The sequence below is a fragment of the Bradyrhizobium sp. SSBR45G genome, assembly GCF_030159255.1.
In the GTDB taxonomy this organism is placed as follows: domain Bacteria; phylum Pseudomonadota; class Alphaproteobacteria; order Rhizobiales; family Xanthobacteraceae; genus Bradyrhizobium.
The window spans coordinates 62403-85702 of sequence record NZ_BSCT01000006.1; the positions used below are offsets into that span (position 1 = coordinate 62403).

General features: G+C 61.0%; 15 protein-coding genes. All 15 read left to right on the forward strand.

Features of this window, described 5'->3' with window-relative positions; genetic code table 11:
* Nucleotides 1-100 precede the first annotated feature (100 nt).
* Nucleotides 101-2227: a type I secretion system permease/ATPase gene (locus QQL87_RS09975; protein ID WP_284417338.1), complete on the forward strand. Its 2127-nt coding sequence runs from the start codon at nucleotides 101-103 to the stop codon at nucleotides 2225-2227.
* Complete coding sequence (locus QQL87_RS09980) at nucleotides 2214-3668, forward strand: HlyD family type I secretion periplasmic adaptor subunit (RefSeq protein WP_284417339.1); 1455 nt, start codon at nucleotides 2214-2216, stop codon at nucleotides 3666-3668. Before QQL87_RS09975 ends, QQL87_RS09980 begins: the two co-directional genes overlap by 14 nt.
* A 71-nt stretch (nucleotides 3669-3739) precedes the next feature.
* Complete coding sequence (locus tag QQL87_RS09985) at nucleotides 3740-4567, forward strand: hypothetical protein (protein WP_284417340.1); 828 nt, start codon at nucleotides 3740-3742, stop codon at nucleotides 4565-4567.
* 9 nt (nucleotides 4568-4576) lie between these two features.
* The gene (locus QQL87_RS09990) at nucleotides 4577-12052 is read left to right on the forward strand and encodes a calcium-binding protein (protein ID WP_284417342.1); all 7476 of its coding nucleotides are present in this window, start codon (nucleotides 4577-4579) and stop codon (nucleotides 12050-12052) included.
* A 62-nt stretch (nucleotides 12053-12114) separates the two neighbouring features.
* Nucleotides 12115-13509: a tetratricopeptide repeat-containing glycosyltransferase family protein gene (locus QQL87_RS09995; protein WP_284417343.1), complete on the forward strand. Its 1395-nt coding sequence runs from the start codon at nucleotides 12115-12117 to the stop codon at nucleotides 13507-13509.
* 725 nt (nucleotides 13510-14234) lie between these two features.
* Nucleotides 14235-15152: a P-type conjugative transfer ATPase TrbB gene (trbB, locus tag QQL87_RS10000; protein WP_502871153.1), complete on the forward strand. Its 918-nt coding sequence runs from the start codon at nucleotides 14235-14237 to the stop codon at nucleotides 15150-15152.
* A complete protein-coding gene (locus QQL87_RS10005) occupies nucleotides 15152-15475 on the forward strand; it encodes a TrbC/VirB2 family type IV secretion system protein (protein ID WP_284417603.1) in 324 nt (107 codons plus the stop codon). The genes trbB and QQL87_RS10005 overlap by 1 nt, the downstream gene beginning before the upstream one ends.
* Nucleotides 15475-15738: a VirB3 family type IV secretion system protein gene (locus tag QQL87_RS10010; RefSeq protein WP_284417345.1), complete on the forward strand. Its 264-nt coding sequence runs from the start codon at nucleotides 15475-15477 to the stop codon at nucleotides 15736-15738. Before QQL87_RS10005 ends, QQL87_RS10010 begins: the two co-directional genes overlap by 1 nt.
* Nucleotides 15739-15746: 8 nt before the next feature.
* Entirely contained in the window at nucleotides 15747-18188 is a 2442-nt protein-coding gene (gene trbE, locus QQL87_RS10015; protein WP_284417346.1) for a conjugal transfer protein TrbE, read from the forward strand.
* The gene (trbJ, locus tag QQL87_RS10020; protein WP_284417348.1) at nucleotides 18185-18913 is read left to right on the forward strand and encodes a P-type conjugative transfer protein TrbJ; all 729 of its coding nucleotides are present in this window, start codon (nucleotides 18185-18187) and stop codon (nucleotides 18911-18913) included. The genes trbE and trbJ overlap by 4 nt, the downstream gene beginning before the upstream one ends.
* Nucleotides 18914-18986: 73 nt before the next feature.
* The gene (gene trbL, locus QQL87_RS10025; protein WP_284417349.1) at nucleotides 18987-20207 is read left to right on the forward strand and encodes a P-type conjugative transfer protein TrbL; all 1221 of its coding nucleotides are present in this window, start codon (nucleotides 18987-18989) and stop codon (nucleotides 20205-20207) included.
* 1 nt (nucleotide 20208) lies between these two features.
* On the forward strand, nucleotides 20209-20892 hold the full coding sequence (gene trbF, locus QQL87_RS10030) for a conjugal transfer protein TrbF (protein ID WP_284417350.1): 684 nt from the start codon (nucleotides 20209-20211) through the stop codon (nucleotides 20890-20892).
* Between the two features lie 17 nt (nucleotides 20893-20909).
* Complete coding sequence (gene trbG / locus QQL87_RS10035; RefSeq protein WP_502871154.1) at nucleotides 20910-21857, forward strand: P-type conjugative transfer protein TrbG; 948 nt, start codon at nucleotides 20910-20912, stop codon at nucleotides 21855-21857.
* On the forward strand, nucleotides 21854-23059 hold the full coding sequence (locus tag QQL87_RS10040) for a TraB/TrbI/VirB10 family type IV secretion system protein (protein WP_502871150.1): 1206 nt from the start codon (nucleotides 21854-21856) through the stop codon (nucleotides 23057-23059). Before trbG ends, QQL87_RS10040 begins: the two co-directional genes overlap by 4 nt.
* A 6-nt stretch (nucleotides 23060-23065) precedes the next feature.
* Nucleotides 23066-23284: a DUF2274 domain-containing protein gene (locus QQL87_RS10045; protein ID WP_284417352.1), complete on the forward strand. Its 219-nt coding sequence runs from the start codon at nucleotides 23066-23068 to the stop codon at nucleotides 23282-23284.
* Nucleotides 23285-23300: the final 16 nt, after the last annotated feature.

The following is a 23300-nucleotide window of genomic DNA, read 5'->3' on the forward strand; positions in this document are numbered from 1 at the left end:
CATCCGTAAAATTACGGAAAAGAGCCCGAGGCTGGACGTTGTCAGTCAATAGCTCAATATGCATCATATTGCCGCACAACTATAAGTAGTTTTGTGGATAATGCACGCAGCGCGAAAGAACACGGGGCTCGACTGCCTGACATTGCTGCTGCGGTTCCATCAGGTCGCCGTCGATCCGGCGCAGATTGCCCACCAGCTTGCGGGCGAGCCGGTCGATGTGACTGCGATGCTTCGCTGCGCCAAGCAGTTGAAGCTGAAGGCGCGCGCGGTCAGGCAGACATGGCATGGCCTCGCCAAGCTGCCGCTGCCGGCCATCGCCGCGCGGGCTGATGGCACGTTCGTCATCCTCGGTCAGGTCGCCGCCGATGCAGCGCTGATCCAGGATCCGCAGGTGAACCGGCCGCAGAGCCTCAAGCGCGCCGAGTTCGAAGCCAACTGGACCGGCACGGTGGTGCTGATGGCGCGCCGTGCCTCGCTCACGGATCTCGCGCGGCGCTTCGACATCACCTGGTTCCTGCAGGCGATGCACAAATATCGCCGGCTGCTCGGCGAGGTGCTGCTGGCGTCGTTCTTCCTGCAGCTGTTCGGGCTGGTGACGCCGCTGTTCTTCCAGGTCGTCACCGACAAGGTGCTGACGCATCGCGGCTACACCACGCTGGACGTGCTGGTGTTCGGTCTCGTCACCGTCACCATCTTCGAGACCGTGCTCGGCGGCTTGCGCACCTACGTCTTCTCCCACACCACCAACCGCATCGATGTCGAGCTCGGCGCACGCCTGTTCCGGCATCTGATCGCGTTGCCGATCGCCTATTTCGAGGCGCGGCGCGCCGGCGATTCTGTGGCGCGTGTACGCGAGCTCGAGAACATCCGGAACTTCATCACTAGCTCGGCGCTCACGCTGGTGATCGATCTCGCCTTCACCTTCGTCTTCCTCGGGGTGATGTTTTACTACTCGCCGTTCCTCTCCTGGATCGTGGTCGGCTCGTTCCCGTTCTACATTGCGCTGTCAGCTGGCGTGACGCCCATCTTCAAGAAGCGGCTCGACGTCAAGTTCGACCGCGGCGCCGAGAATCAGGCCTTCCTGGTCGAGACCGTCACCGCGATCCAGACCCTGAAGGCGATGGCGATCGAGCCGCAGATGCAGCGGCGCTGGGAGGAACAGCTCGCCGGTTACGTCGGCGCCAGCTTCGACGTGCTGTCGCTCGGCAATTGGGCCAGCCAGTCGGTGCAGTTCATCAGCAAGATCGTCACCGCGCTGACATTGTATTTCGGGGCGCATCTGGTGATCGAGGGCAGCCTCACGGTCGGCGAGCTCATCGCCTTCAACATGCTCGCGGGGCGCGTCGCGCAGCCGGTGCTGCGGCTGGCGCAGCTGTGGCAGGATTTTCATCAGGCGCGGCTGTCGGTGGCGCGGCTCGGCGACATCCTCAACACCACGCCGGAGCCGGCCTTCAATCCCGGCCGTGCCGCGCTGCCGCCGGTGCGCGGCGAGGTCGTGTTCGATCACGTCCATTTCCGCTACCGCGTCGACGGGCCGCTGGCGCTGCACGATGTCAGCCTGAAGGTGCCGGTGGGGCAGGTGGTCGGCATCGTCGGGCCGTCGGGGTCGGGGAAGTCGACACTTACAAAACTGATCCAGCGGCTCTATGTGCCGGAGGGCGGCCGCATCCTGATCGACGGCGTCGATCTCACGGTGGCCGACGTCACCTGGCTGCGGCGGCAGATCGGCGCGGTGCTGCAGGAGAACGTGCTGTTCAACCGCTCGATCCGCGACAACATCGCGCTTGCCGATCCCGGCATGGCGATGGAGCGGGTGATTCAGGCTGCCGAGCTCGCCGGCGCCCATGAGTTCATCCTCGGCCTGCCGGACGGCTATGACACCATGGTCGGCGAGCGCGGCGCCAGCCTGTCCGGCGGCCAGCGCCAGCGCATCGCGATCGCGCGCGCGCTGGTCACCAATCCGCGCATTCTGATCTTCGACGAGGCGACCTCGGCGCTCGACTATGAGAGCGAGAACATCATCCAGCGCAACATGCGCAAGATCTGCGCCGGGCGCACCGTGTTCATCATCGCGCACCGGCTGTCAGCGGTGCGCAATGCCGACCGCATCCTCACCATCGAGAATGGCCGCCTCGTCGAGGACGGCACCCATGACGAACTGATCAAGCGGGCCGGGCGCTATGCGTCGCTGCACCAGATCCAGGCGGGGCTCCATGTCGTCGGCTGAGGCCAAGCGCCAGGACAACGCGCCGATCTCGCTCGACGCGCGACGCGGTCGCCGCAACGATGCGCGCGAGTTCCTGCCGGCGGCATTGGAGATCGTGGAGACGCCGGCCTCGCGCGCGGGGCGCGCGATCGCCGGCACCATCATGCTGTTCTTCGTCATCGTAATCGGCTGGTCGATCGTCGGTCACGTCGACATCATCGCCGCGGCGCAAGGCAAGATCGTGCCGACCGGGCGGACAAAGACGATCCAGCCGCTGGAGGCTGGCGTGGTCGCCGCCATCCACGTCCAGGACGGCGACAAGGTTCGTAACGGCGACCTGCTGGTCGAGCTCGACCACACGGTGACCGCAGCCGAACGCCGCCGCGTCGCCCAGGGCCTGATGCAGGCGAAGCTCGATGTTGCCAGGCTCAGCGTGCTTCGCGCCAGCTTTGCTGATCTTGCCGAGCTGCGGCCGCTCGCGGTGCCCGAGGGCGCGTCGCCGACCGATGTGGCGCGCACCCGGGCCGCGCTGCAGGCCCAGGCCGCCGAGCAGCAGTCGAAGCTCGCCTCCAATCTGCAGCAGATCGCGCAGAAGCGCGCCGAGGCGCAGTCGATCGAGGCCGCGATCGCCAAGATCGACGCGACGCTGCCGTTCCTGCAAGAGACCGCCGACATCCGCCGCAACGCCAAGGAGATCCAGTACGGCAACCAGATCGCCTTCATCGACGCGCAGTCACGGCTGATCGACCAGCAGAGCGAGCGCATCGTGCAGACGCGGCGCCTCGTCGAGATCGAGGCCGCGCGGCTGGCGCTAGAGCAACAGCTCGCGCAGACCCGCTCCGGCTTCGAGCGCCAGGTGCTGGCCGATCTCACCGACGCCGAGAAGAAGGCCGAGGAGCTGACGCAGGACCTCGTCAAGGCCGAACGCAAGATCGCCGAGCAGGTGCTGCGCGCGCCGATCGACGGCACCGTGCAGCAGCTCGCGCTGCACACCGTCGGCGGCGTCGTCACGCCGGCGCAACAGCTGATGCTCATCGTGCCCGCCGACAGCCAGCTCGAGGCCGAAGCCATGATCTCCAATCGCGACATCGGCTTCGTCAATGTCGGGCAATCAGCCGAGATCAAGATCGACACCTTCAACTTCACCCGCTACGGCCTCGTCCACGGCAAGGTGCTCAGCGTCTCGCAGGATTCCATCGTCCGCGAGAAACCCGCGGACAAACAGAATGGTGGCAAGACGGCCGGGGCGCCGTCGGAGACCAGCGAGCCCGCGGGCCAGGAGTTCATCTACTCGGCGCGGGTGTCGCTCGATGAGAAGCAGATGCAGGTCGAGGACAAGATGGTCGCGCTGGCGCCCGGCATGGCGGTGACGGTGGAGATCAAGACCGGCACGCGGCGGATCATCGAATACGTGATGTCGCCGCTGTTGCGATATCGGCAGGAAAGTTTGAGGGAGAGATGATGTTGAAAATCCCAAATAAATTCTCTGCAAGAGCGGTTGGAGTTCATTGGGTCACCAGGACCCGCCTCCAAATGCGGACCATCGATCACGCCACAAGCCGCCATTGTGTGAAGCGACCAGCCGTGATCGGGACGGCGGCGATGTTGGCAGTTGCTTGGACGATGCTTGGGAATGGTAGCGTCGCCGCGCAGGGTGGCACGAAGCTAATTGAAGCCTATTCGGCCAACGATCGTCCGCCAGACTTCTACTCAGTTGTTTCGGCTCATGATACCCCTGCATGCGAGTCGATTTTGGCCTCGCTAAACAAAGAATACCGCATCAAAGACGAGACGCTCGACACCAACCCGCGCGCAAGCGTGGAAGCAGATCTCCTCCTCTCATCTGACATTCAGATTCCGTGGGAGCGAAAGTTGGTCCAACAACCCGATGGAGGGGGCGACGATCTGACTTCTTTGGACTTCGCGCAGGTTCACTTGGGGTCTCGGACGTTGAGCATGATCAGAAGAGGGTTTACGAAATTTGTCCCCGAGGTGGGGGCGAGGTTAGAGATCAGCAGGTTGTGGCTCTCTTCCGCATTGCGACTATCCTTGCCGTCAGATCGTCCGCTTGCGGTGGATGAAGTGCCGCTCGCTGGCGCGAGTGAGGCTCAGTTAGACGCCAAGGTGCTGAAGAGCATGGACGATGGGCCGGACATATTACTGAAGTTCGGTGAGGCGCCAGCCGGCTCAAATCTCTTCAACGTCGTGTCCGTGAGAGGCGATCTCTATCTCTTAGTCGTGGACGCGATTCAGGCGGGTACGGCGGTACAGAGGACCCTCGAAGGAGTCGTCGATCTTTTCGTGCTGCGACTGGCTTCCGAAGACCAAGTTCGCACAGTATGTCATTTTCGCAGCAAATAGGACTCAGTCATGCCGATCGATAAATTGCACGTGCTGTCAGGGCAGCAGTATGTGGCCGAACGTGACCAATTTATTGCCCGACAAGAAAACCCACCACTGTTCAATCGCGGAACGAACGCCGGTATTCACAACGGCGGAGGCACGGCTTTGCGGCCGTTGCCGACAATCGGGTATGGCTACGATCTCACTCAGCATAACTTCAATGAGATTAGCACCTATCTGACACACGCGCTCGGCGGGCAGCAGGCCTTGACTGCCGACCAAGTGGCGGGCTTAGACATAATCAGACAGTGGAAGAGCGGTCTCTTCACCACCGTCGATTTTATGCAGATGGTTCAGGGTACGTTCGGCACGGCGGCTCAGATAACTGCGGTGCAAAGCCTTACCCTCACCCAGAGTCAAGCCACAACTCTTCTGGATGACACTCTTGATGGTTTTGGAGGATTTTCGGGGTTTGAGGCAACTCTCACTAGAGTCCTAACGAATAAGGCTGGTGGCGACATTGCTCAGTCAAAGGAGCGGGTTGCTCTCCTGGATGCACTGTATGTAGGACTCTTTCGTAATCCAACGCACGGACCAACACTACCAGCCGCTTTGTCAAATGCAGATCCAGCTATAGCACGAGCTCAGGCTTGGCTTTTCCTTGAATACTACACATTGAATGCTCCGAATCAGTATCGTCGAGCGATCGAGGCCGCGGAATTTGGCGTTGCCGGAGACAATGCCAGTCTGGTGGACATCGAGAAAATCGCTGGAGTTGTGTATGATCCGGTGAACTACGACTACATAAAGGCCAACGGCCTAGATCGCCCTATAACTGGGCAAAGAGCCGGGGTGCCGCTGCAGGCTGCAATGCAGCCCCTGATCCAGCGATTGCAACAGGAGCTGACACTTAATCAAGTAGTTGATTATGTCGAGGTGGGAAGAGCTGGTGTTGATGGTGTTCTGACCGCGCGGCAGCTTTCGCAGGCGTTAGGTGGTCCTGTCGGCAGGCCGACCAACAATCTTATGATAGGTCTGGATGGCAACGATACCCTGACTGCCGGCCAGGGGCACGATGTCCTCTATGGCGGAGGCGGCAATGACACCCTTATCGCGAACGTTGTAGCCAATGGAGGTCAAGTTGGCACGCTAGTCGGCGGAGCGTTTGATCCGACAGCACCTACGGCGCAACGAACTGGGCATGATATGCTCTATGCGGGTATCGGCTCTAATGTCTTGATCGGAGATGACAACGAGGCAACGTTCTCTGTTGACGCGAATCGGTTTCCGCAAGGCTACAATATCATCTGGGGCGATAGCATTGGTCTCGATACCTACAATTTCGTTGGCAACAATCTTGTCTACCTTGTGAACATTTCTGGCCCAAGCCTCCAAAGCGTCCAGCAGTACGCGTCCAGCCCAGGTGCCTTCTCAAATTTCTTCGCGACTCTGACCGGGTTTGCTCCGGGAGCTCTCGGAGAATCCGCTACCATCATTATCAATCCGAATGCCAATGACACGCTCAACCTAAACGGAACCTCCCTGTCGGCCGGGCGATATATGCGAACACAGCCGGCCCCGGGAGACAAAGCTCTGCTCGTGGTCGGCGACAATCAGAACTATTCTCCGTCGAGCTTTGACGGCATGGTGGTGGCAGTTGGCGCTGGCGATACGATTGATCAGTCAGCAACAAATTCATCACGGACACGTGTACTCGTTGCTAACCATGGCTCGGGAGGTGGCTCTAACACACTTGTTGCTGGTTCAGCCAACAGCATCATGATCAGCGACGGAGTCGATACCACGTTCAATATCGACGCAGAAAAAAATCCAAATGCAGTCACTGTCATATGGGCCAATGGCGGCAATGATACATACAACTTCAGGGGACATAACTACGTCTTTATGGTGGATGATCCGAATGCGACACTGCAGAGTGTCGAGAATTTGGATGTTAACGCACTTGCGTCGGCTGTGTCGACAAAGGAGGGTATCAGTGCTGATCCCGGCAGTGCGGTTACGATAATCATCAGCCCGTTGAAGAACGGCCATTTGAATGTTGGCGGCGTGTTGGGTGGCGGTGCAAGTTACGCTCCAATATATACCTATAACTACCAGCCACAGAGCGCTGGGGATGTCGCCAATGGGTATACGCTCTACGGCTATCGAAACGGCGGGCTCAACTACTACCCATCATTCGACGCGTATGCACCACAGCTTCAAAACGAAATCTACGTTGGTACCCAGGCAGGTTACGATTCGGCGAACTTGATTGGTTTCGTCAATGGTGACCTTGGCGTCACCATTTCTGGCGACGGGCCCTTTATGACCTCGTACCCTTGGCCCAGCTCCGACTATCAGGCGATTCAACCAGCGTTCTTTTCAGTTGCCTCCTCGCCGCAGATCGACTTGCGACAGTACCAGAGTTCGCCGATCGGGGCGGCAAGTCTCTTTGTGGAGGCAGCTGGAGGTAGCTCCGCTGTAGCCAATGCTTCAGGTGAAGTGGTCTCTCTCAGCGCAACCAGCGTCACGGACGTGGCGACGCTTCTCTCGTCAAACACTAGTGATACGCTAGTCTCCATCAATGCGGCCGTGGCCGTTGGCAGCAACGACACTTTGATTGGCGGGACCGGAATTCAGACTCTGCAGTCGGTTGGATCCTTCAATAGCCTTTTGGCCGGGCTCGGAGCCGATACGCTTGTGTCGGCTGGGACGAACGACACGCTCTTCGGTAACGGAGCGGGCAGTACGTTGGATGGTAGTGGCGGCGTAACGACTGTTGCAGCGTACAATCTTGCAAACGTCGTCGTTGATTTGGCCGCTGGACTAGCCCAAGTCGGCGGTTCAGGAACAGATATTCTCGTCGGGATCTCGATAGCCGACGCGCTTGGCGCCTACGATACGCTGATTGCTGGTGGCGAGCATGAGACGCTGATCGCGGCGGGATACGCCGATACCCTTATTGGCAATGGGGGCGGGAGCCGCCTCGATACGAGCAGCGGGTCTTTGACGACAGTTGGATACATTCGTGACCAGGTCACGGTTAACCTTCAGGCTGGAACGGCTATCATCGGCGGCTCGGTAAGCGGAGATACACTTATCGGTGTTTCCGCTGTTTCTGCATATGGTAACGGCGATACGCTGCTCGGTGGAGCGACCACTACGACATTGTCGGCTCTCGGCAGCGCAGACGTTTTGGCTGGTGGAACGGGTGCGACGACGCTGATCAGTAACGGGCATTCAAACACTCTCTTGGGATCCGACGGTTCGACCGTCGCTCTCTACGCCATGGACGGTGTGACCGTCGATCTTGCGTCCGGGACTGCTGCTGCGACCAATGGCGTCGATACGCTGATAGGCATCACAAATGTGGTCCTTTCCGGCAATCATAGTACGGCCCGCGCTGGCGTCGGACCTGACACGCTTTCTGCCATCGGGATAGCCGATGTCCTGATCGGTGGAGACGGCGCTGACACTCTTTTCTCCTGGACAACCCGGAACACGCTCGTCGCAGGAACTGGCGCTAACCTTCTGGAGACTGGAGGGTCTTTCGATACACTGATAGGTGCGGCCAGCGGAAATACTCTGATCTCCCTAGGGGCAAAAAATACCCTCATCGCCGGAGCAGGAGTCAATTCGCTCTCGACGCGGGGCTCCAACGATACGTTATTCGGTAACGGTGCAGGAAGTACTCTGGATGCTAGTGCTGGTCGCTCGGCTGTCGCGGCCTACTTGTTGGATAACGTGGCCATTGACGTGGCTGCGGGCACTGCGACCGTTAGCGGGTCTGGCGTCAGCGATACACTTCTGGGGTTCACGACGATTGCGGCGCTCGGAACTAACGATACGCTATACGACGGCAGCAACGGTTCGACGCTTTGTAGCAGCGCTGCAGGAAACACGTTGGTTGGCGGTGCGGGTCAAACTGTGGCGTCATATGCTGGCGATCACGTGACAGTCGACCTTGGAGCTGGAACCGCCTCCTTGAATGGATCCGTGGCGAGGGACACGCTGATCGGCATCAAGGCCGGTATCCTTGCTGGATCGAACGGAACTCTGTTAGGAGGCAGTGGGGACAACCTGCTATATTCCAGCGGTTCATCAAATACGCTAGTTGCCGGCACCGGAATAGATACACTGCTGTCGACCGGAACGGGCGATGTTCTGGTTGGGAACCTGCTTGGCAGCACGTTGCTGGGTAGCTATTCGCAGAATAGCAATCATCAGGGTGCGGTCGCTGCCTATTCCGCGAACGACATAACCATTGATCTGTCTGCGCAAACGGCGAAGCGCAACGGTGCAGGCGTTGGCGATCTTCTGGTTGCGATCAATACAGTCGGAGCATTCGGCAGCAACGACACCTTGATCGGCTCGTCAGGCTCAACCCTCATCAGCAATGCCGCCGGCAACACGCTTATCGCGCAAGCGAGTGATGTCACGGCGCTTTATGAGCTCGATGGTGTCACGGTGGACCTGACTGAAGGAACTGTATCGGTTGGTGGTGCAAGTTCGTCGGACACGTTAGTCGGTGTCAGGGCGGCTACGGTTACGGGTGTCAATGACACGCTAATTGGCGACGGAAGTGGCGATACCCTGACCACCGGAAATGCATCAGACCTCGTCATCTACGCAGCCGATAACGTCTCGGTCGATCTTAGAGCCGGAACAGCCGGCATAGTCGGGGCGTCGGTCCAGGACACACTGGTCGGGATCAGGAATGTCGAGGTTTTCGGCGCCGATGATTTGATCACGGGTGGGATGGCCGCCGTCAAGATGACTGCTGCCGGTAGCCATGACACTCTGGTCGGAAATCTTGCCGGAAGCACTCTTCGAGCGGCGCAATCTGCGACAGGAACTGTGGCGCTCTACAGCTTTGATGAAGTCACCGTCGACCTCGGCCTCGGTGTGGCCTCCAGCCCGCTCAGCAGCGCGAGCGATACGTTGATTGGGCTTACTGCCGTTGCACTTGCAGGCTCATACGGTACCCTGCTGGCTGGAACCAGCGCTGATACTCTAATCTCAACTGGATCGTTCAACTCCTTGGTAGGAGGGAGTGGTTCTAGCACTCTGTCGTCCAGCGGGTACAGGGACATCCTGGTAGCCGGCAGTGGCACGCAGTCCCTCGCTTCGCAGGGGGGTGGCAATACGCTGATTGCAGGCGGTGCGGCGGATCTGCTGACCTCAACTGGCATTGGCGATTCTCTTGTGGGGAACGGTCTCGGAAGCACCCTGAACGGGACTGGCGGTAGCGGTGTCGTCGCCGTCTATGCAATCGACAACGTCAAGGTTGATCTTCAGACGGGTAGAGCTGGCGTCAACGGCTCTGCAATAGTCGACACGTTGACCGAAATTGCCAATGTCGTGGTCTTGGGTGCGCACGATACGATTGTCGCTGGAAGTAGTGCGAGTGTGCTGTCGTCTAGTGGATTCAATAATTCTCTGATAGGCGGAGATGGCGCCGATACGCTTTCAACCTCGGGCAACGGTGACACCTTGATTGCGGGGGGCGGTGACAACATTCTATCTTCTAGCGGTGCACAAAACATTCTGGTTGCCGGGAGCGGAACAGATGTTCTGTTTTCCAGCGGTACCAGCGATGTGCTGTTAGGAGGAAGCGGTTCGGATACGATTTGGTCGAGTGGAACGGGAAACACATTGATCGCTGGGAGTGGCGTCGATACGCTATCATCGGTCGGGACCGGAGACACGCTGCTCGGTAACGGTCTTGGAAGCACGCTCGACGGCTCCAGCGGCGTTGACGTGGTTGCCGCGTACGCGGTGAACAACGTTACGGTCGATCTCACGACGGGACGCGCGACAGTCGCTGGTTCGGCTGTGTCGGACACGCTCGTTGGAATAAATTCCGTCTTGCTGTTGGGTGGCCATGACGCCCTGATCGGCGGAACGAATGCTACGACGTTCTACAGCAATGGCGCTGCCAATACTCTCATTGCAGGCGCCGGGAGGGCAACTGTTGTCTACAAGCTGGATAACGTCATGGTCGATCTGACAGCCGCCGCTAACGATGGATCGAACACGAGCGATGTACTGATTGGAATCAGCAACATTGTGGCATCGGGGAGCGGTGATACGATCATCGGAGGCATGGATGCGGTATCGTTGTCGTCAACAGGATCGTTTAACACTCTAGTCGCGGGAGCAGGAACGCCATTGCTAACGTCGAGCGGAATTGGCGATACGCTTCTCGGTGGTAGCGGTCCGGAGACCTTGTCCTCAAGTGGACAAGGCAACACGCTTGTCGCGGGTGGCGCGATTGATACGTTGTCGTCGAGTGGATATGGGGACGTTTTAGTCGGCAACGCACTTGGAAGCACGCTAGATGGACGTGGTGGCTTTGGTGCGGTTGCGGAGTATGCAATCAATAACGTGACAGTCGATCTTTCGTCCGGTACCGCAGCCGTCAACGGTTCAGGTGTCTCGGATATATTGCTCGGAATCACGACGGCCTTTGCGGGTGGTGCTAATGACACGCTAATTGGCGGGGCGGAAGCGGCAACGCTATTTAGCGACTGCAACGGAAACACGCTGCAAGCGGGAGCCGGACAAACGACCGTCGCATATACGCTGGACGGCGTGACGGTCGATCTCGCTAGCCAGTCCGCGACGGTCGACGGCTCGACTACGGGCGACGCTTTGATCGGAATTTCAAGTGTTGCGGTTTATGGTTCCGATGACATCGTAGTTGGAGCGAGCGGAGGCGAGTTTCTGCTATCGAACGGCTTCGGGAATACTCTGATCGCGGGCGGTGGCGCTGGTTCGCTTGTCTCGCTCGGGTTTGGCGATACTCTGATAGGCAACGCACTCGGAAGCACGCTGGACGGCAGCAACGGCGTTGGTACGATCGCCGCATATGCGGTCGATAATGCGACCGTCAACTTAGCGGAAGGTCTAGCCGCGATCGTCGGTTCTAGCGTGGCCGACACGCTGGTTGGAATCAACATCGCAACGGTATCTGGGATCGGTGATACCTTGATTGGTAATGCAGGTACCAATACCTTGAGTGCGAGTGGCAGCAACGATGTGGTTATCGCCGGCTCCGGCTCCGATACGCTGATGATGAACCGTGGAGACAATACCTACATCGCCGGTTCAGGAGCGGACACGTTCGTCGCGTCCGCGAGTACAGGTCACGCGACTGTTATAGCCAACGACGCACCGGGATCGAATAGTGAATTAGATTTCACCGACGGAATTACTAATGAGAACCTTTGGTTTGTCCAATCGGGCAATGACCTAGAAATTGACCTTCTCGGTTCCAGCACCAGTGTGACGATTAAAGACTGGTGTTCAGATGGAGAAAGCCAGCTTCAAGAAATCACTGCCGGGGGTCTGAAAATCGATAATCAGGTTTCACAGCTGGTGCAGGCTATGGCGACGTTTTCAGCCAGTACCCCTGGTTTCGATGCGACCAGTCCTGCTCTGCAAGTTGCTCCGAACGACGCAGGTGTACAGAATGCGATCGCGGCGGCGTGGCATGCCTGAGATGAACTTGCCGTGGCGGAACAGCGGTCGATCTTCCAGAAACGCGCATTCGGAGTGGATTGATGTCGGCCGCGAGTGACGGAGACGGTCCAGCCAAATCTCGTTCCGCTTCCCAGATCGTGTTCGACGAAGCAACGGCGCTTCATCGCTTAGGGAAGTATGGCGATGCAGAGGCCCTGTTGCGCGATGGCATCTCGCGTGATCCGAACAACGCGGATCTGCGCAATGCGCGCGGTGTGATGTTCGCTGCGATGGACCGCGATCTCGACGCAGTATGGTGCTATCGCGACGCCATTGCGTGTAACCCGACCGGTGCTGGCATCTGGACCAATCTCGGCAACGCGCTAACCAAGCTTAAGCATCTTAAAAGTGCCGTCGCGTGCCATCGCCGGGCGCTGGCTTTGTCGAATGGTAAAGAGCCACTGTTTTATCAGAACCTTGGCTCGGCGCTTGCCGAAGCCGGTCAGCACGGCGAAGCGGTGATCGCGTTTTCCCGCGCCCTCGAACTCGACCCTTGTCGCAAGACCGTGCGGTGGGATCGCGGGCGTAGTTATCTTTATCTCGGCAACTACCGTCAGGCATGGCCCGACTACGAGGTCCGCCGCTTCACCGGACAGCTCCCACCGAAGACGCTTCCAGGTGAAGCATGGGCAGGGCAGCCTTACGCTGGCAAACGTCTTCTCCTCGTGGTCGAGCAAGGGTTTGGCGATACGCTATGGGTCGCCCGGTATTTGCCGAGGGTAAAGGCGCTCGGCGGCGAGCTGGTGATGGAATGCCAGAAGGAACTGATCCCACTGATCGCCACAATGGGAGTGGTCGATCGCCTGATCCCGCGCGATCAACCATTGCCGGAGGCCGACTATCATTGCTATCTATGTAGCCTGCCAGGGCTGTTCACCATCGACTTTGCCACGATTCCGACCGCGGCAGTGTTCGAGCCGCCGCGAGAACGCGTCGCGAAATTCAGGCCGCTTTTTGAGGAGGCGCGCGGACGCCTTAAGGTTGGAATCGTGTGGTCGGGAAGCGTCACGTTCAAGCGCAACAACGAGCGGGCTCAACCGCTCTTGCGGTTCTTTCAGGGGTTCGCCCTTCCGGGTGTGCAGCTTTACTCACTACAGAAAGGCCCGCGCGAACAGGAGCTACACGCGTTGCCACGCGGTGGCCCAATCGTGGATCTTGCTCCACTGATCGACGACTTTGCCGACACCGCGGCCGCAATCGATCAGCTTGATCTGGTAATAATGACAGACAGTGCAGTCGCGCATCTTGCCGGGGCCATGGGTAAGCCCGTTTGGTTGCTGCTTGGCCATTGGGCGCACTGGCTGTGGCTGCTGGATCGCAGCGACTGCCCGTGGTATCCGTCAATGCGCTTGTTTCGCCCGCGCGGGGAGGGGGATTGGGACTATGTCTTCGACTCTGCCTCGTTTGAACTGATGGCGCTCTCGAGACTAGCGTAGCCTTCGTTGGGACCAGCGGGGCAGTTACAGTTCCGCAATCTGCTGGTTACTCTACCTGTGACTTCTTCGGCAAGATTTATGGAAGGCCGAAGAACGCTTTTGCAGGCGCGGACGGAAGGTAAGCTCGCGGTGGTGCTGCCGTACCGAACCGGTGTTTGATCCCGAGCTTCGGGCTCGATCTGCTCTCTTGGGAGAGCCTTGACGTCTGCGGATCGGTATTAATTGTAGCGCCACAAACACGGGAACTCCAGCTCCCTTCCCTCACAGCCGCTGGTAAGCACATCGAGTGAATGCACCCAGAACGTGCGTTGCCAAGAGGATTGCTGCTACCTTCTGCTGCGCGGTCGCCGAGATGCGCGCTTTCTCCGCCTGATACCGATGCAGCGGTGGTGGCTCCGACGTTGTCAATTCTACCTTAGCCTTCGTCAAGTTGAGCCGCCACTGAAGCTTAGATCTAATCGCTGATGACGATATGCGACCGGCTGTCCTTGCAGAGGTCTCCTGACGCTCTGCCGATCACTTGGCGGGCTGCCAGGAGCGAGCCAGCTTAGGCGCCTACGCTTTTATTCGCCAGAGCGCGCAGAGGACGGGCGTGGCGTTGCTCGATCAGAGCTTCTGCATTCTTTGATCATCCTGTTCGCGCGGCATCGGCGTTCGCGCTGGCTGGTCGGAGATCAGGGGTGACCGGGATCAATCTAACGCAGTTGGCCTCCCGTAGTGCACGCATGCTGCGGACAGCCTTGGGCTCTGCAATCGAGCTCCTGCTTGATGATGCGTCGGTTGTCGAGGTGATGCTCAATCCGGATGGCCGGCTGTGGATCGATCGTCTCGCGACGGGCTTGGCTGACACCGGCGAGACGGTTTCTGCTGCCGATGGTGAACGGATCATCCGTCTTGTGGCTCACCATGTCGGGCTCGAGATCCATGCCGGGTCGCCGCGCCTGTCTGCGGAACTGCCAGAGACGGGCGAACGATTCGAGGGGCTGCTCCCGCCGGTCGTCACCGCCCCGACATTTGCGATCCGCAAGCCGGCCGTCGCGGTCTTTACGCTCGGTCATTACGTCGCCGACGGGATCATCAGCCCGGTGCAGGCTCGTGGCCTGCGGAACGCCGTTCTCGACCGCCGCAACATCCTGGTCGCCGGTGGTACGTCGACCGGCAAGACGACGTTGACGAATGCGCTGCTGGCGGTCGTTGCCGAAACCTGCGATCGCGTGGTGCTGATCGAGGATACACGTGAGCTCCAGTGCCGCGCGCCTAATCTAGTTGCGCTTCGGACCAAGGACGGCGTGGCGTCGCTGTCCGATCTGGTCCGTTCTTCGCTGCGCCTGCGCCCTGATCGCATTCCGATAGGCGAGGTGCGCGGTCCTGAGGCCCTCGACCTGCTGAAGGCCTGGGGCACCGGGCATCCCGGTGGCATCGGGACCATTCACGCAGGCTCTGCGCTTGGCGCGCTCCGGCGGCTGGAGCAATTGATCCAGGAGGCCGTGGTGACTGTGCCGCGTGCTCTGATCGCGGAGACCATCGATGTCGTCGCTGTGCTGACAGGCCGCGGTCCGGTGCGGCGGCTGAGCGAGTTCGTGCGTGTCGAGGGGCTCTCGGAATCTGGAGACTACATTCTCGCACCTCTGGGAGATCATTGATGACGATGCAAATGAGACGACGACCTGCGGGTTGGACTGTAGCGGCGGCGCTCACGCTGCTGATGGGCGCTCCCGCACGTGCGGCGGGATCGAATATGCCCTGGGAGCAGCCGCTCAACCAGATTCTGCTGTCGGTTGAGGGGCCGGTCGCCAAGATCGTTGCTGTGATCATCATCATCACGACGGGACTGTCGTTGGCATTCGGTGAAACGTCAGGGGGATTCCGGCGGCTGATCCAGATCGTGTTCGGGCTCTCGATCGCGTTTGCCGCCTCGAGCTTCTTCCTGTCGTTCTTCTCCTTCGGCGGCGGGGTGGTGATCTGATGGATGAAGAGGTGAAAGGCTTCGCAACTCCCGTCCATCGCTCCCTGACGGAGCCGATCCTGCTCGGTGGTGCGCCGCGCTCTGTTGCGATCGTCAACGGCACGCTGTCGGCCGCGCTCGGCCTTGGTCTGCGGCTCTGGCTCTTCGGCCTGCTGCTCTGGTTCGTCGGCCACATGATCGCTGTGTGGGCGACCAAGCGCGATCCGTCCTTTGTCGAAGTGGTGCGCCGTCACCTGCGCATTCCCGGTCATCTCGGTCAGTGAGGCCCGCCATGTTCAATCTTGCCGAATACAGCCGCACCAACATCCGCCTTGCAGACTTCCTGCCGTGGGCGGCGTTGGTCGATGAGGGCGTCGTCCTGAACAAGGACGGTTCGCTGCAGCGGACGGCGCGGTTTCGTGGGCCAGATCTGGAAAGCTCGGTCGAGTCCGAGCTCGTGGCCGTTGCCGCTCGTCTCAACAACGCGCTTCGTCGGCTGGGATCGGGCTGGGCCATCTTCTTCGAGGCGCAGCGACATTCGGCGGGAGCTTATCTGCCTTGCGTGTTCCCGGATGCCGCATCTGCTCTGGTCGATGCCGAGCGCAAGGCGCAGTTCGAGGAGGAGGGCGCTCACTACGAGTCGAGCTATTTTCTGACGTTTCTGTATCTGCCGCCGCGTGAGGACGTCGCCCGTTCCGAACGTGTGCTCTACGAAGGACGGCCGCAATCGGATGGCGTCAATGGCCGGGAGATTCTGCGCAGCTTTCTTGATCGGACCGATCGTATCCTGCAGCTGATTGCCGGCTTCATGCCGGAATGCGCCTGGCTCGGCGACGAGGCCGTGCTGAGCTATCTGCATTCGACCATCTCGACCCAGCGCCAGCGCGTCCGCGTCCCCGAAATCCCGATGCATCTGGATGGGCTACTCGCCGACCAGCCGCTCACCTGCGGCCTGGAGCCGATGCTGGGATCGGTCCATCTGCGCGTGCTGACGATCATCGGGTTTCCCTCCGCGACCACGCCGGGAATCCTGGATGATCTGAATCGGCTCGCCGTCGCCTACCGCTGGTCGACCCGCGCCATCATGCTGGACAAGCAGGATGCGGTGAGGCTGGTGACGCGGATCCGCCGGCAATGGTTTGCCAAGCGCAAGTCGCTGGCCGCGATCCTGAAGGAGGTCATGACCAACGAGACTGCAAGTCTCGTGGATACTGACGCCCACAACAAGGCCATAGATGCCGATGCGGCGCTACAGGACCTCGGCTCGGATGGGATTGGTCAGGCCTACGTCACGGCGACGTTGACGGTCTGGGACGCCGACCCGGCAAGATCTGATGAGAAGCTGCGCCTGGTCGAGAAGGTCATCCAGGGCCGCGACTTCACCTGCATGGCGGAGAGCGTAAATGCCGTCGAAGCGTGGCTCGGCGGTCTGCCGGGGCATGTCTATGCCAATGTCCGGCAGCCGCCGCTCTCGACCCTGAATCTTGCGCATATGATCCCGCTGTCGGCGGTCTGGGCCGGCGAGACGCGCGACCATCATCTGAAAGCACCACCGCTGCTGTTTGGCCGAACAGAGGGGGCGACCCCGTTCCGCTTCTCGCTGCATGTCGGCGATGTCGGCCATACGCTAGTGGTCGGGCCGACTGGCGCCGGCAAGTCAGTGCTGCTAGCGGTGATGGCCCTGCAGTTCCGTCGCTATCCGAGCGCGCAGATCTTCGCTTTCGATTTCGGTGGCTCCATGCGGGTTGCTGCGCTCGCCATGGGCGGTGATTGGCATGACCTCGGTGGCGCCGTGTCGGCGGAGGGCGAGAGCTCGGTTGCGCTTCAGCCTCTGGCCGTCATCGAGGATGTTGGAGAGCGCGCCTGGGCGGCCGACTGGATTGCGAGCCTATTGGTGCGCGAGAAGATCGTGGTCACGCCGGAAGCGAAGGAGCATCTGTGGTCTGCTCTGACCTCGCTGGCGTCAGCGCCGGCGATGGAGCGGACCTTGACCGGTCTGTCGGTCCTGCTGCAGTCGAACAGTCTGAAGCGGGCGCTTAAGCCGTATTGTCTCGATGGCGCCCATGGGCGCCTGCTGGATGCCGATCACGAGGCGCTCGGTAACGGATCGGTACAGGTCTTTGAGACCGAGGGGCTGATCGGGACCGCAGCGGCCCCCGCCGTGCTCGCTTATTTGTTCCACCGGATTGCGCAGCGGCTCGATGGCCGTCCTACGCTTTTGATAGTCGATGAAGGGTGGCTGGCGCTGGACGATGCCGACTTCGCCGGGCAGTTGCGGGAATGGCTGAAGACCCTGCGCAAGAAGAACGCCTCCGTCGTCTTCGCCACCCAGTCGCTCTCCGACATCAATGGCTCGCCGATCGCGCCCGCGATCATCGAGAGCTGCCCGACACGAATCATGTTGCCGAATGAGCGGGCGATAGAGCCGCAGATCACTGCGATCTATCGTCGCTTCGGCCTGAACGATCGCCAGATCGAGCTCGTTAGCCGCGCAGTACCGAAGCGCGACTACTACTGCCAATCACGCCGCGGCAACCGCATGTTCGAACTGGGCCTTGGCGAGGTCGCGCTCGCCTTCGCGGCTGCGTCGGCCAAGGCCGATCAGGCGGCCATTTCGGAGGTCTGCGCCACGGCCGGGAAGGAGGAGTTTGCGGCCGCCTGGCTCCGGCACCGCAATGCTGGCTGGGCAGCCGACCTCATTCCGAGCCTCGACAATCTGGAAACCCGCTCATGATCCGACCCGTCAGATGGGCGGCGTCCGCCGCGGTGATGCTCCTCGTCTCGGCCGCGCCGCTACGGGCGCAACTCGTTGTGTTCGACCCGAACAATTATGCTCAAAACGTGCTGACCGCGGCACGCGAGCTACAGCAGATCAACAATCAGATCCTGTCACTGCAGAACCAGGCGCAGATGCTGCTCAACCAGGCGAAGAACTTGGCGAGCCTGCCATATTCCTCACTGGTGCAGCTGCAGCAGTCGATCCAGCGTACGCAGGATCTGCTCAAACAGGCGCAGCGACTGGCTTACGATGTCCAGCAGATCGATCGGGCCTTTGCGACGACCTATGCGCCGGCGAGCAGCAATGCGACGGCCCAGGATCTCGTCAACAATGCCCAGTCGCGCTGGCAGACCGCGGTCGCGGCGCTCCAAGATGCTCTGAAGGTCGAGGCCGGCGTCGTCGGCAATCTCGACACCGTCAGGAGCCAGTCGACTGCGCTGGTTGCGGCAAGCCAAGGCGCCACCGGCGCGCTGCAGGTGACCCAGGCCGGCAACCAGATCCTGGCGCTCCAGGCGCAGCAACTGGCGGACCTTACCGCTGCCGTTGCCGCTCAGGGGCGGGCGCAGAGCCTGGACACAGCGCAGCGGGCCGCGGCCCAGGATCAGGGCCGCGAACAGCTGCGGCGCTTCCTGGCGCCGGGGCAGGGGTACCAGCCCTCGAACGTGCAGATGTTTCACTGAGGATGAACGTCCGATCGCAACCGGGTCCATCCCAGCGGTGGGCTGCTCGGATGTCGGCTGAGGAGCTTGCCCAATGACGGGAACGGGGATTATCGACCAATTCCTCGAGACCTTCACCCGGTCGATTGATAGCGGCTTCGGCCTGCTTGGTGGCGAGGTCAGCTATATCGCGTCGACACTAGTCGCGATCGATATCACCTTGGCGGCGCTGTTCTGGGTCTGGGGCGGCGAGGACGACGTCATCGCCCGCCTCGTCAAGAAGACACTGTTCGTCGGGGTGTTCGCCTATCTCATCGGCAATTGGAACAGCCTCGCCCGGATCGTCTTCGAGAGCTTTGCAGGTCTCGGTTTGAAGGCGTCCGGATCTGCGCTGTCGACCGGCGAATTCCTGCGGCCCGGCAGGATCGCGCAGGTCGGCCTCGATGCCGGACGGCCGCTGTTGCATGCGATCTCGAGTCTGATGGGCTATGTCAGCTTTTTCGAGAATTTCGTCCAGATCACAGTCCTCCTGTTTGCTTGGATCGTGGTGCTGCTCGCCTTCTTCATTCTGGCGGTCCAGCTGTTCGTGACGCTGATCGAGTTCAAGCTGACGACGCTTGCAGGCTTTGTGCTGATCCCGTTCGGCCTGTTCGGCAAGACAGCCTTTGCCGCAGAACGTGTGCTCGGCAACGTGATCTCGTCAGGCATCAAGGTCCTGGTTCTCGCGGTGATCTCCGGGATTGGCTCGACGCTGTTCGCGCAGATGACGCAAGCCTCAGTCGGTGACCCGCCGACGATCGAGAGTGCGATGGCCCTGGTGCTGGCGTCGTTGTCCCTGCTCGGTCTTGGATTATTCGGGCCCGGCATTGCCAATGGCCTCGTCTCAGGCGGACCTCAGCTTGGTGCAGGAAGCGCTGCAGGCGCGTCACTGGCAGCTGGCGGTCTGGTCGTGGCCGGCGCTGGGCTTGCTGCCGGAGGTGCTGGCCTCGCTGGTGGCGCCATCTCTCGCTCCACGCGCGCCGCAGCCTCGTTTCGATCTGGTGTGTCCGGCGTCTTGCGCGGCGGCGGGAGCTCCGCGGAGGACGCAGCCTCCGTCGCGAGCCCGTTGCGCCAGAGGGCAGTAGCCCAGGGCGGCGGCGCTGAGGGGCCAGGCCAAGCCGAGGGCGGTGGTTCGGCCGCATCACCGGGTTGGGCGCAGCGCGTGAAGGCGGTGCAAGCCATTCACCGCGGCGCGTCCACGACCACGCAGGCCGTGCGCAATGCCGAGCAATGCGGGCAGGGCGGTGCGGTCGATCTTTCCGAGGGGAAGTTCTGACATGTTCAAGCGTCCATCTGTCCATTATGGCCGTACGCCCGAGCCGGTCACGCCGTATCAAAAGGCAGCCCAAGTCTGGGACGAGCGCATCGGATCGGCGCGTGTCCAGGCCAAGAACTGGCGATTGATGGCCTTCGGGTGTCTCGGGCTCGCCGCAGGTCTTGCGTCGGCTCTGATCTGGCAGTCGACGCGCGGGACGGTGACGCCCTGGGTGGTCGAGGTCGGTCATCTCGGCGAAGTCCAGCGCGTGGCGCCGGCGATTGCCGATTACACGCCGACTGATCCGCAGGTGGCCTTCCATCTCGCCCGCTTTATCGAGGACGTCCGCGGCTTACCGGCCGACGGCATCGTGCTGCGCCAGAACTGGCTCCGCGCCTACGATTTCACGACCGATCGTGGGGCTGCTGCTCTCAATGACTACGCCAGGTCTAACGATCCCTTCACGCGGCTCGGCAAGATCCAGGTCTCGGTCGAGGTCTCCAGCGTCATCCGTGCCTCGCCCGACAGCTTTCGTATCGCCTGGGTGGAGCGACGCTACGAGAACGGCGCGCTGAGCACCACCGAGCGCTGGAGCGCGATCCTGACCATCGTGCTCGCGATGCCCGACAATGCCGACCGGCTGCGCAAGAACCCGCTCGGCGTCTACGTCCATGCCATCAACTGGTCCAAGGAGCTGTCGCAATGACCAAGCCGATTGCCGGAATGTTGCGCGCCCGCTGGATGACCGCGGTTGCAATCGCAGCTTCTCTTGGTGGCTGCGCGACGACGACACCGCCGAAGATCAGCTACGACAGCGATGTGCCGCCGCTACCGGCACCGCCCGCTGTTGTCGATGACAAGCCGCGGCCACTACATTTGCCGCCGCCGTGGAAAGTCTCGCTCGGCGGCAAGGCGGGTGCGAAGGAGGAGGCGGAGCCGCTCGATCGTGTGGAGATGGCGAATAGCGCCGCCCGTGTCGAGCCGCGAAAGCGGGGGTATTTTAACGCGGCGCAGATCTATGCCTACAGTCCGGGCGCGCTCTATCAGGTCTATGCCGCGCCCGGGCAGATCACCGACATCATGCTCGAGGAGGGAGAGCAACTCACGGGATCCGGCCCGGTCTCGGCCGGTGACACCGTGCGCTGGGTCGTCGGCGACACCGAGAGCGGTTCCGGCGACGCCCGACGCGTCCACATCCTGGTCAAGCCGACGCGGCCTGCGATCGAGACCAATCTCGTTGTCAACACGGATCGGCGGACCTATCTGATCGAGCTGCGGTCGCGCGAGAAGCCGTATATGCTGGCTGTCGCCTGGTATTATCCGCAGAATGCCGAGATCCGTGCCCGACAGGCGGCCTTGACGCCGGAACTGCCAGATTCGGCACAGCGTCGCTTCCGGTATCGCATCGAAGGCGACGATCCGCCGTGGCGGCCGGTGAAGGCTTACGATGACGGTCGCAAGGTCTACATCGAGTTCGCCCGCGGCATCGTGCAGGGCGAGCTGCCGCCGTTGTTCGTCGTCGGTCCGGACGGCTCTCCGGAGATCGTCAACTACCGCACCTTCCGCAACGTGATCATCGTCGACCGGTTGTTCGCCGCTGCTGAATTGCGTCTCGGAGGCGAGCAGCAGCAGAAGGTCAGGATCGTCAGGACCGATGGAGCGCCATCGTGACCAGCGTCGATGATAAGGCGTCGGCCCTTGGAAAGGCCTCGGCTGAGGACACAGTGGGTCAGCGTTCGAAGGATATGCGGCTTAAGGGTGATTTGCCGCCGATCACGCGGCTGTCGCGCAAGGTCCTGGCCGGTGGCAGTGCCCTGGCGCTCCTGGTGATTGGTGGGACCTTCATCTGGGCACTGCAGTCTGCCAAGCCACGGAAGGCCGGCACGGATGAGCTCTACAACACGGGCCGCCACGACGTCGCCGATGGCGTTTCTGCGCTGCCCCGCGACTATGCCAGCCTGCCGAAGGACGTGCAGGCACTCGGGCCGCCGCTGCCTGGCGATCTTGGCCGACCTATTATGGCAGCCCAGGGGCAAACGCCGTCGAACATGCCGGATCAGGACCAGCAGCGCCGCGAGCAAGAGAGCGAGGCGGCGCGCGTCAGTCGGCTGTTCGCGACGACCAACGTGCGCGAGACGCAGCCCTCCGCGAGTACAGTTCAGGCTGGCGACCGCGGGAGCTTGCCGGTCAGTGCCGACGATTCATTCACGCAGAACGGGCAAGACCGAAAGCTCGCATTCGTGAATGCGCCGGTCGATCGTCGCACCACGAGTCCCGACCGGATCACGCGGCCGGCCTCGCCTTATGTGGTTCAGGCAGGGACGGTGATTCCGGGCGCTCTGATCACCGGGATTCACTCCGACCTGCCGGGGCAAATCACGGCGCAAGTGACCGAGAATGTCTTCGATACGCCTTCGGGGCGCTTTCTGCTGGTGCCTCAGGGCGCACGGCTGATCGGGACCTACGATAGCCAGGTGACAACCGGGCAGTCCCGTGTGCTTCTGGTCTGGACCCGTCTGATCATGCCCAATGGCCGCTCGATCGTGCTCGAACGGCAGCCGGGCGCCGATGCCAGCGGCTATTCTGGGCTATCGGATGAGGTCGACAATCATTGGAAACAGATTGCAGGCGCAGCCCTGTTGTCAACGCTGCTCTCGGTCGGCAGCGAGGTAAATGCCGGTGCCAATCCGAATACCAACAACGCTGCGATCATCCAGGCCCTGCGGCAGGGCTTCGGCAATGCCGTGAGCCAGACCGGTCAGCAGCTCGTGCGTCAGCAGATGAATGTCCAGCCGACCTTGACGATCCGGCCGGGATTTCCGGTTCGAGTCATTGTTAACCGCGATCTTCTGCTCGAGCCGTATCGAGGATAGCGCAGAATGGCGAAACTCAAAATTTCCTCACTGCCTGATGACAAGCCCGTCAAGCTCACGGTAGAGTTTCCGGAAAATGTTCATCGTGATCTTCAGTCCTACGCACAGATCTTGTCGAAGGAGGCTGGCCAAACAGCGCCTGATATCGCAAGACTGGTTGGGGCCATGGTAGCGAGGTTCATGTTGACAGATCGGGCATTCGTAAAGTGGAAGCGAAGCCGCTGACCGCCAGTCGATGTGT